The 8230-nt window shown below is 68.3% G+C and carries 7 protein-coding genes, 1 tRNA gene and 1 pseudogene; 3 read left to right on the top strand and 6 right to left on the bottom strand.

Annotated features, from left to right (window positions below; all coding sequences use genetic code 11):
• Positions 1-330 (bottom strand): annotated as a pseudogene (locus G3I42_RS12445) (ATP-dependent DNA ligase); the annotation flags it as partial.
• Between the two features lie 37 nt (positions 331-367).
• Entirely contained in the window at positions 368-1249 is an 882-nt protein-coding gene (gene ligD, locus G3I42_RS12440; RefSeq protein WP_164285357.1) for a non-homologous end-joining DNA ligase, read from the bottom strand.
• An 84-nt stretch (positions 1250-1333) separates the two neighbouring features.
• Between ligD and G3I42_RS12435 the strand changes: the two genes are divergently transcribed.
• The gene (locus tag G3I42_RS12435) at positions 1334-2302 is read left to right on the top strand and encodes a Ku protein (RefSeq protein WP_164285355.1); all 969 of its coding nucleotides are present in this window, start codon (positions 1334-1336) and stop codon (positions 2300-2302) included.
• A gap of 238 nt (positions 2303-2540) precedes the next feature.
• Here G3I42_RS12435 and G3I42_RS12430 read toward each other — a convergent pair whose 3' ends face one another.
• The 4 genes from G3I42_RS12430 to G3I42_RS12415 form a co-directional block, all read right to left on the bottom strand.
• Positions 2541-4751 (bottom strand): hypothetical protein, encoded by a 2211-nt coding sequence (locus tag G3I42_RS12430; protein ID WP_164285353.1) that lies wholly within the window; start codon positions 4749-4751, stop codon positions 2541-2543.
• Positions 4752-4764: 13 nt separating this feature from the next.
• The gene (locus tag G3I42_RS12425) at positions 4765-5616 is read right to left on the bottom strand and encodes a hypothetical protein (protein WP_164285351.1); all 852 of its coding nucleotides are present in this window, start codon (positions 5614-5616) and stop codon (positions 4765-4767) included.
• A 2-nt stretch (positions 5617-5618) separates the two neighbouring features.
• Positions 5619-6461, bottom strand: a complete 843-nt coding sequence (locus G3I42_RS12420; RefSeq protein ID WP_164285349.1) for a vWA domain-containing protein — start codon at positions 6459-6461, stop codon at positions 5619-5621.
• A gap of 228 nt (positions 6462-6689) precedes the next feature.
• Positions 6690-6761 (bottom strand) — tRNA-Arg (locus G3I42_RS12415).
• A 165-nt stretch (positions 6762-6926) separates the two neighbouring features.
• Between G3I42_RS12415 and G3I42_RS12410 the strand changes: the two genes are divergently transcribed.
• Together G3I42_RS12410 and G3I42_RS12405 are read left to right on the top strand one after the other, a co-directional pair.
• Positions 6927-7334 carry a response regulator gene (locus G3I42_RS12410; RefSeq protein ID WP_343244529.1) on the top strand — a complete coding sequence of 136 codons (408 nt, stop codon included), beginning with the start codon at positions 6927-6929 and terminating at the stop codon, positions 7332-7334.
• Positions 7335-7478: 144 nt separating this feature from the next.
• Positions 7479-8230, top strand: a 752-nt coding sequence (locus tag G3I42_RS12405; RefSeq protein ID WP_164285347.1) for an arginine--tRNA ligase, incomplete at its 3' end; no start/stop codon positions are given.

Genomic DNA, 8230 nt, shown 5'->3' with positions numbered 1-8230 from the left:
CGCGAGCGCGGGGGCCCGGGCGGCGGTCGCGGCGGCGCGCCGCTGCACGGCGGCGAAATCGGTGCGCCCGTCGGTCCACACCACGACCTCCCCGTCGAGCACGGTCCCCTCCGGCAAGGGCTCCGCCGCCGCCACGAGATCGGGAAAGGCGCCGGTCACGCGCCGCCCGGAGCGCGCCTGCAAGACGACCCCCTCGCCCCGCACCACGAGCAGCCGGTGCCCGTCGAACTTCGGCTCGTACACCCACCCGGCCCCGGAGGGCAGCCGGTCGACGGACTCGGCGAGCGCGGCCCGCAGCGGCAGCCCGAACCCGGGAGGCAGCGCGCTCACGGCCGCACCCCCTTCCCCTCGTCCCCCGCCCGCCCCCTCACGGCAGTTCCCCCGCTCCCTCGCCCGCCACCAGCGGGGCGAGGAGTTCGCCGTGCTCCTCCAGGCGGGAGGGGATGTCCTGGGCCAGTACCACCAGCTCCTCCGGGTCCGCGCAGCGCTCGACCTCCTCCCAGGTCACCGGGGCCGAGACGGTGGGGTAGTCGCGGGCGCGCACGGTGTACGGCGTCGCCGTCGTCTTCGCGGCGGCGTTCTGGCTGAAGTCGACGAAGACCTTGCCCGCGCGGAGCTTCTTCGTCATGCGGTGCAGCGCGAGGTCCGGGAGTTCCTGCTCCGCCTCCACGGCGAGCCGCTTCGCGTACGCCGTGACCTCGGACGACGGCGCCGGGACGAGCGGCGCGAGCAGGTGCAGCCCCTTGGAGCCCGACGTCTTCACGTACGCGGTCAGCCCGTCCGCCGCGAGCCGATCCCGCAGCCACCGCGCCACGACCGCGCACTCCACGATCGTCGCGGGCTCGCCCGGATCGAGATCGAGCACGAGCCGGTCCGCCCGCCCCTGCGCGTCCAGCCGCCACTGCGGCGTGTGGAACTCCGTCACCAGGTTCGCCGCCCACATGAGCGAGGCGAGGTCGTCGATCACCACCTGCTCGCCCGCCCCCTCCGAACGCTCGACCCGGGCGACCCGCACCCACTCGGGCGTACCGGGCGGCGGGTTCTTGGAGAAGAAACGCTGCCCGGAGGGTCCGTCCGGATACCGCAGGAAGGAGACGGGCCGGTCCCGCAGGTGCGGCAGCATGACCTCCGCGACCCCCGCGTAGTAGTGCAGCACCTCCCCTTTCGTGAAGCCGTCGCCCGGGTACAGGACCTTCTCCAGATTGCTCAGCGCGAGCCGTCGCCCCGCCACATGCGTGATCGGCGTCATACGATAAGAATTCCACGCAAAGCGGGTGTCCACTCGTCCCGGGCCCGGGCCCACGGCGGACGCCCCTCGGCGAAAGGCAGCGACGTGCGATCGATATGGAACGGCGCGGTCTCCTTCGGCCTGGTCAGCATCCCGGTGAAACTCGTCAACGCCACCGAGAACCACACCGTCTCCTTCCGCCAGATCCACACCGAGGACGGCGGCCGGGTCCGCTACCGCAAGGTGTGCGAACTGGAGGACAAGGAGATCTCGGGCGACGAGATCGGCAAGGCGTACGAGGACGCGGACGGCAGCCTCATCCCCATCACCGACGAGGACCTCGCCTCGCTGCCGCTCCCGACCACCAAGACGATCGACATCGTCGCCTTCGTCCCCGCCGACAGCATCGACCCGCTCCAGATGGACGCCGCCTACTACCTCGCCTCGGGCGGCTCGAACGCCGCGAAGCCGTACACGCTGCTGCGCGAGGCACTCAAACGCGGCAACCGCGTCGCCCTCGCGAAGTTCGCCCTGCGCGGCAAGGAACGCCTCGGCATGCTCCGCGTCGTCGGCGACGTCATCGTCCTGCACGGACTCCACTGGCCCGACGAGATCCGCGCCCCGGAGGGCGTGGCCCCCAGCGAGGACGTCAAGGTCCGCGACAAGGAACTCGACCTCGCCGAATCCCTCATGGACACCCTCGGAGAGGCCGACGTGAACGACCTCCACGACGACTACCGCCAGGCCGTCGAGGAAATGATCGCGGCCAAGACCGAGGGCCACGAACTCCCCACCCCCGAACGCCCCCCGGGCGGCGGCAAGGTCATCGACCTGATGTCAGCCTTGGAAAACAGCGTGAAGGCAGCCCAGAAGTCCCGAGGCGGCGACCCCTCGGACGAGGAGGTGGCGGAGGTCCACCACCTGGAGGACAGAAAGAAGAAGGCGGCTCCGAAGAAGAAGACAACCCCCGCCAAGAAGACCACATCAGCAAAGAAGACGTCCCCGTCAAAGAAAACAGCGGCGAAGAAGTCGGCCCCGAAGAAGACAACATCCTCCCGGAGGAAGGCATCGTAGATTCGGCGCGCGGAGTCGAGCACGTCGGCACGGTCGAATAGGCCCGACATCGTTCAGACGGTGCGGGGCCTCGTCGTGGAGGCGGCCCAGACACTCCCTCTTGATCGGATCACGAGTTGGGGGTGGGCCGTCGACAATGGCGGCGGTTTGCCCCTGCGTCACCGCTGCACCTCCGGCACCCGGAGATGGGCGAGGGGGCGGGGAGACGGCCGCCGCAAGTGCGATCAGCGAACGGTATTCAGTCGCCCCGCATGATGAAGGAGACGTACTTGCGAAAGCTGAGGTCGCTTCGTTTGCGGCGCAGCACAGCTGTCAGCTCAGCCGCAGTGCGTACCTGCTCGGCATTGCCATCCGTGATCAGTGCTTGTTGCCGCAGCAGGTCGGCACGTTCGCGCAGAATTTCGCCGACTCTGCGTTGCTGGTCCGATTGGAGTCGCTGCCGTTCGTCGGCGATGCGCTGTCGCAATTGGTCCTGCTGGCGGCTTGCGCTGCTCTCGGCGTGCTGGATCTGGGCTTCCCACTTCGCACGCTCCTTCGCGATCTCTGTACGAATTTGGTGCAGCTGCTGGGCGGTGGGGGTGGAGGGAGCCCCGTTTCTGGCCTGGCGCTCCAGACCGGCCCGCCAGTCCTCCAGGGCGGTCGCCCGTGCTTCGCCGATCCCGGCGATGCGGACGCGCTTGCCGCTCCGGAGTACGAGAGAGGCGACACGGTTCCCGTACGACGCGTTCTGGGTGAAAACCACACCGGTGAAGTCGGCTGCGGTGCGGATTCCGGCGGCGCGGAGCGTCCTGATTGTTTTGTCCCCCATGTTGTGCAGGCTGCGGGCCCGCTCGATGGGCACGGCCTGCAACTTGCTGGTCACGTAAGCGGATACCGCAGGTCCGGAGGCCTGCTTGATCAGCGTTTTCTCCTTCGTGGGCAAGTCTTTGATGCGCTGCTGAAGTACCCGTTTGCTGTTGTTCAGTTCGATGGTCTTGCGTGCCAGCCCGTCACGCAGCTCCGTTTGGAGGGCTTGAAGCCTCTTGTTCCTGGCCGTGTCCTCTTGGGCCGCTGTCGCGTCGAGTTGGGCGATCTCCTGGGCCAATTGGTGGGCGCTCTTTGTCTGCCTCGACAGCACGGCAGCACGGGCCTGTAGTTCACCCGCCCGCTGTCGTGCGTCCCGGTACTCGGGCCGCAACCGTCGGCCCAGGCTCAGGGCAGAGGCCGAAGCGAGCAGGGCGAGCCCTTGCGTGAACGGCAGCGCCCCCTCACCCTGCAGGGCGGTGGCGGTCGCCAGACCGGGCACACTGACGCTGAGCAGGGCTGTAGCCGCCGCGACGAAGTCCCCTGGGCGCCGGCGAGAGAAGCAGGTCGTCGTGACGGGCGGTGCGGGCGGTGGAAGGTGCCCGGCCATCCAGGCCGGATGCGGTGGCATCGTCGGCCGAGGGGGCGCCACTCCGGAGGAGGCGGTCTCGTTGGATGTGTGACGGCGCGAGCGTGCCGCCCGCGGGGAAGGGACCGTGGCCGCGGTGAGTGGAGGGATGGCAGCGCAGACCAGCGGAAGAAAGCCGTGCACCTTGGTAGCGAGAGCGCGGACACGCTCCTCAGGGTGGTTGAGCAGAGTCGGCCAGGCCGTTGAGTACTGGGGTTCCTTGAAATCTGTTTCGGAAAGAATTAGGTATTCGCTGTCAGGGACATGAAACGTGGACCATAGGCCGGGATCAGCTGCGAGCGCGGTGAGCGACAGGTGGATGAGCCACGCAGAGAAGCGGTCCATGGCTGGACCGAAGTCGGCCGCGGTCCTTCGCGGCGACTGATAGTTGCGATGGCCGTTCTCCGTGGCTTCCTCGCCGTCGAGGCCCGGCACGTACATGCCGTCGTAATCCACGAGTCGAATGGTGCAGTCGGATGCGACGAGGATGTTGCCGTGTTGGAGGTCGCCATGGGCGATGTGGTGAGCGTTCAGGTCACCTACCAGAGCGAGGAAACGATCGGCGAGCAACTGGACGGTCGCGGACTCGTGGTGGTGACTGTCCAGCCAGTTGATCAGCTCTGTACCCTCCGCCCACGCCATCTTGACCAGCGGGTACCACTTGCTCAGTGCGAAAACCCCTTGTTCCAGGAAGGAGAAATCAACCGGCCACGGTTGGCTCAGCGACTGGACATCGAGCGCCTGGAGAGTGGCGCTGACCGCGGCATACCGGGAACTCATGGCAGAGGCGTCACGCGTGAAACACTTCAGCGCATAGCGCTGCCCGTCGCGTGTGGTCAGAGAGAAGACACTCGCGAAGTTGCCCGAGATCGCCTTGGGGCCCAGCACGGGTACCTGCCGCACGGTGCCCCGCTGGAGATCAGCGTCCCTGAAGCAAAGTTCGGGATGCTGAAGCGCCTCGGCGTAGTTGGCGCCGGTGGGGAACTTCCGTACGCCGCTCGCACCTGTCGTCGAGTGGCCACCAGCTGATACGGCCATCACGCCTCCGTTTTCACACTTTCAGCCGGACGAGAGTAACGTCGTCGTTGCGCATGAGCCCCCGTGTCCTCTGGTCATCGACCCACTCGCCGAAGGATTCGTCACCCAGCTCGGCAAGTAGGGCCAAGCGGGTGCCCGGGGACGTGCCTGCTCTGTCGGCAGAGAGCAGCCAGGCTGCCAGGGCATCGCTCGCGATCAGGAGCTCGTCTCCCCGCTTCAACGTGCCGTGCGCGAGTGAGAGCCGTTCGGCGACCAGGGTGGTGTCGTGATTGCGGCTGCCGAGCAGGTCTGGGGTGATCCCAAAACCCTCGGTCTCCGTAACGGGGAACGAATGCAGAACGGCCCCGTCCCGCAGGTGAAACAGGCAGCTGTCGCCAAGGGCGAAGGCGTGCCACGACCATGCGACGTTGCCGCCCTCATCGACCGTTCCCCGTACCTCGGCGCCCACGATCGTCGCGAACGCGCCCTTTTCTAGGCCGGGTTGCTCGTACCAGGTGATGGGCCTGCCTCTGGCGATCCGATCAGCCTTGTACCGTTCGAGGTAGGCGTCCCAGCTCGTTTCCGCACGGCGCATGAAATCACCGACGAACCGGGACACGTCCCTCCACCACTCACGCCCCAGAACCATTGACTCCACGACGTCGCGGGCGAGCCGATCGGCCCACGGACCGGCGAGCAGACTCTCGGAGGCTCCGTCCGCGACAGCTGCGTACAGTTGTACGTTGGCTTGCCCACCACCGTCCCGTGCGCCTTCGTCCTCCGAAGAGTGCCATGCGTACGCCGCGTCCTCGCACTCCGCGATGGCGTTGCCGGACTTGGGTACGCGCAGCACCTGGTAGTTCAGCGTCGAGGGAGCGCCTCCCATGGTCAGCGCAGCTCCGTGGCGCGAGTGCCGATGTCGAGAAACTCCACAATGGAGGTGATGTCGGCGTTGTAGACGAAGCCTCGCGTGGTTTCACCGACGCGGTGGCCTTGCGAAGCCGCGTACGAGCGCATGTGGCTGGGCAGCACGCTCGACATCTGGAACAGGAGACGCGAGTAGCTGTCCGGCAAGCCCTCCTCGTTGTCGGGGAAGGTTACTGGCACGCCGCCGCTCCCAGAAACGTGCAGATTGAAGAGGAGAACCGCTCCATCCGCAGTGGCGTGCGAGGCCAGGGAAATAGCGGCGCTCGTCGGGTCGCCGTCGGTGGACTCGCCGTCCGTGAGGTTGAGGACGATCGGGGGGAAGCCGCTCGGGTGTTCCCCCACCCAGTTCGACACCAGGCTGTCCGCGTAGCCGAGCGCCCGGGTCATGGGCGTACCGCCATTGGTCACCGGGTCCATCCACACCGGGAACTGAATTGAGGTTTCGACCAGTCCGCCGGCTCCGTCCGGCACCTTCTTGGTGCGGCTCTCCACTCGTGCCGGATTGTTCGCAACGTCGCTCAGTGGAACGAGATCCCGCCCCGCCAGTGCGCCCTGAAAGGCTGAGCCCACGTGGTTGTGGCCATACCCGATCACCGCGACGTTGAAGTAGTCCCGAACCCCCTCCTCCTTGGCGCACTTGACGGAGAGCTCCGTCAGCAGGCGGTTGATCGCGTCGGAAACGACCTCGGCGCGCTGTTTGACGATCTCGCCGCCTGTCATGGGATCGCTCATGGAAGCCGACTGATCAACGAGAAAGATGAAGCACCCCGGATTGGTCCGGCTGATCTCTGCGGTGTACGGCACGCGCCGCCCCCTGGTTCATCCGTGTTGTTGAGCTCAGGGATCGGCCGATTTGTGGGTCCGCCCCTGAGGCGGATCACCTTACATAAGTAGTGACTCCTTCACGGACCCTTCACGCACATCCACCGCGGTCCGATGTAAGAGTGCACGCGAACCCCCGGAGTGCACATGCGAAGACCCCGTTACCAGCTTCCGCTGGTAACGGGGTCTTCGTCGGCACCAAATCCAAGGTGCCCCCGGCAGGATTCGAACCTGCGCACACGGCTCCGGAGGCCGTTGCTCTATCCCCTGAGCTACGGGGGCGTGTCGGTCGCTGTGGTGCGGCGACGGGGAGAACGTTACCAGCTTCGGGTGGGTGGGCGTGACCGGGTATCGGGCTCCGTACGGGCGTCCGGGTGGGTCCCTCCGTGGGGGTGGATGTGGGGAAAGCCGGGACGAGGGGTGGGGGGCGCGCCTAGGCTCGGGGGCGTGCCAGGGGCGACCGGCCGGGTTCTTGTGGTCGACGACAACAAGATGATCCGGCAGCTGATCAGGGTCAATCTCGAACTGGAAGGCTTCGAGGTGGTGACCGCGGCCGATGGTGCCGAGTGCCTGGAGATCGTGCACGAGGTGCGGCCCGATGTCATCACGCTCGACATCGCCATGCCCCGGCTCGACGGGGTACGCACCGCCGAGCGGCTGCGGGCCGATCCGCGGACGAGCCACGTGCCGCTCGCCATGGTCAGTGCCTCCAGCGCCGACGAGGTCGACCGCTCGCTCCCCGAGATCGATCTCTTCCTCGCCAAGCCCTTCGAGCCCGAGTCCCTCGTCGCCGCCGTGCGGGAACTCGCCGAGCGCGGCCGGCGGGTCTCCGTCGACAAGGAGGAGGGGGAGTAGAGGAGGGGAGTAGCGGCTCCGGCCCCCGCAGGCCACCGCCCCGCGTCCCCGCTCGCCCCGCGTCCCTGCCCGTCCCGTCCACATTCCGGGACCTGGCCTTTATCCATTCGCCCCCACCCCTCCCCCCTCCCCTACGCTGGACCCGTGACCCCCGCAGAACTCTCCCGCACCGTCCTCGGTGCGCTGCGGCATGCCGTGGACGAGGGGCTGGTCCGGCCCGTGCCGGAGACCGCGCTCGGGCGGGTCACCGTCGCCGTGCCGAGGCCCGGCGGGTACGGGGACTACGCCTGCAACGTCGCGCTCGTCGCGGCCGGGCCCGCCCACACGTCCCCGCTCGCCCTCGCCGGACTCCTCCGCGAGCGGCTGCGGCACGATCCGCGCCTCGCCGACCTCCGCGTCACCGGCCCCGGGTTCCTCAACTTCCGCCTCGCGGGACCCACGACGTACGAACGGGACGTCGTCGCCGGGGCCGGGTGCCCCGGCGACGCCTTCACCGGCCACCACGTGACGCTCCGCCCCGAGGGTGAAGGCGCCCAGGGCGAACGCGCCCACGTCCTCGCCGACGCCCTCGTACGGATCGTCCGCGCCCAGGGCGGCACCGCCAACGTGGGTCAAGACGCGGGAGAGCCGCTCCGCGCCGCCCCCCCCTACGCCCCCACCGCCCCCCTCGACCCCGAGTCGCGCCGCTGGGCCTTCCTGCACACCGCCGCCGCCGACCGTCCGCGGCTCGACGCCGCGCTGCTCGTCCAGCGCGTCGAGAACCCCCTCTTCCTCGTCCGGTACGCGCACTCGCGCGCCCGCGCCCTCGTGCGCAACGCCGACGAGCTCGGCTACGCGCCCGAGCCCGGGGACAGCGGGCCCCACGCCGCCCCGCTGCTCGCGCTGCTCGCCGAGCA

This window comes from Streptomyces sp. SID11385, from assembly GCF_010548245.1.
GTDB lineage: Bacteria > Actinomycetota > Actinomycetes > Streptomycetales > Streptomycetaceae > Streptomyces.
The sequence above is the reverse complement of the archived record's forward strand: the minus strand, read 5'-3'. Positions and strand labels throughout refer to the sequence as shown.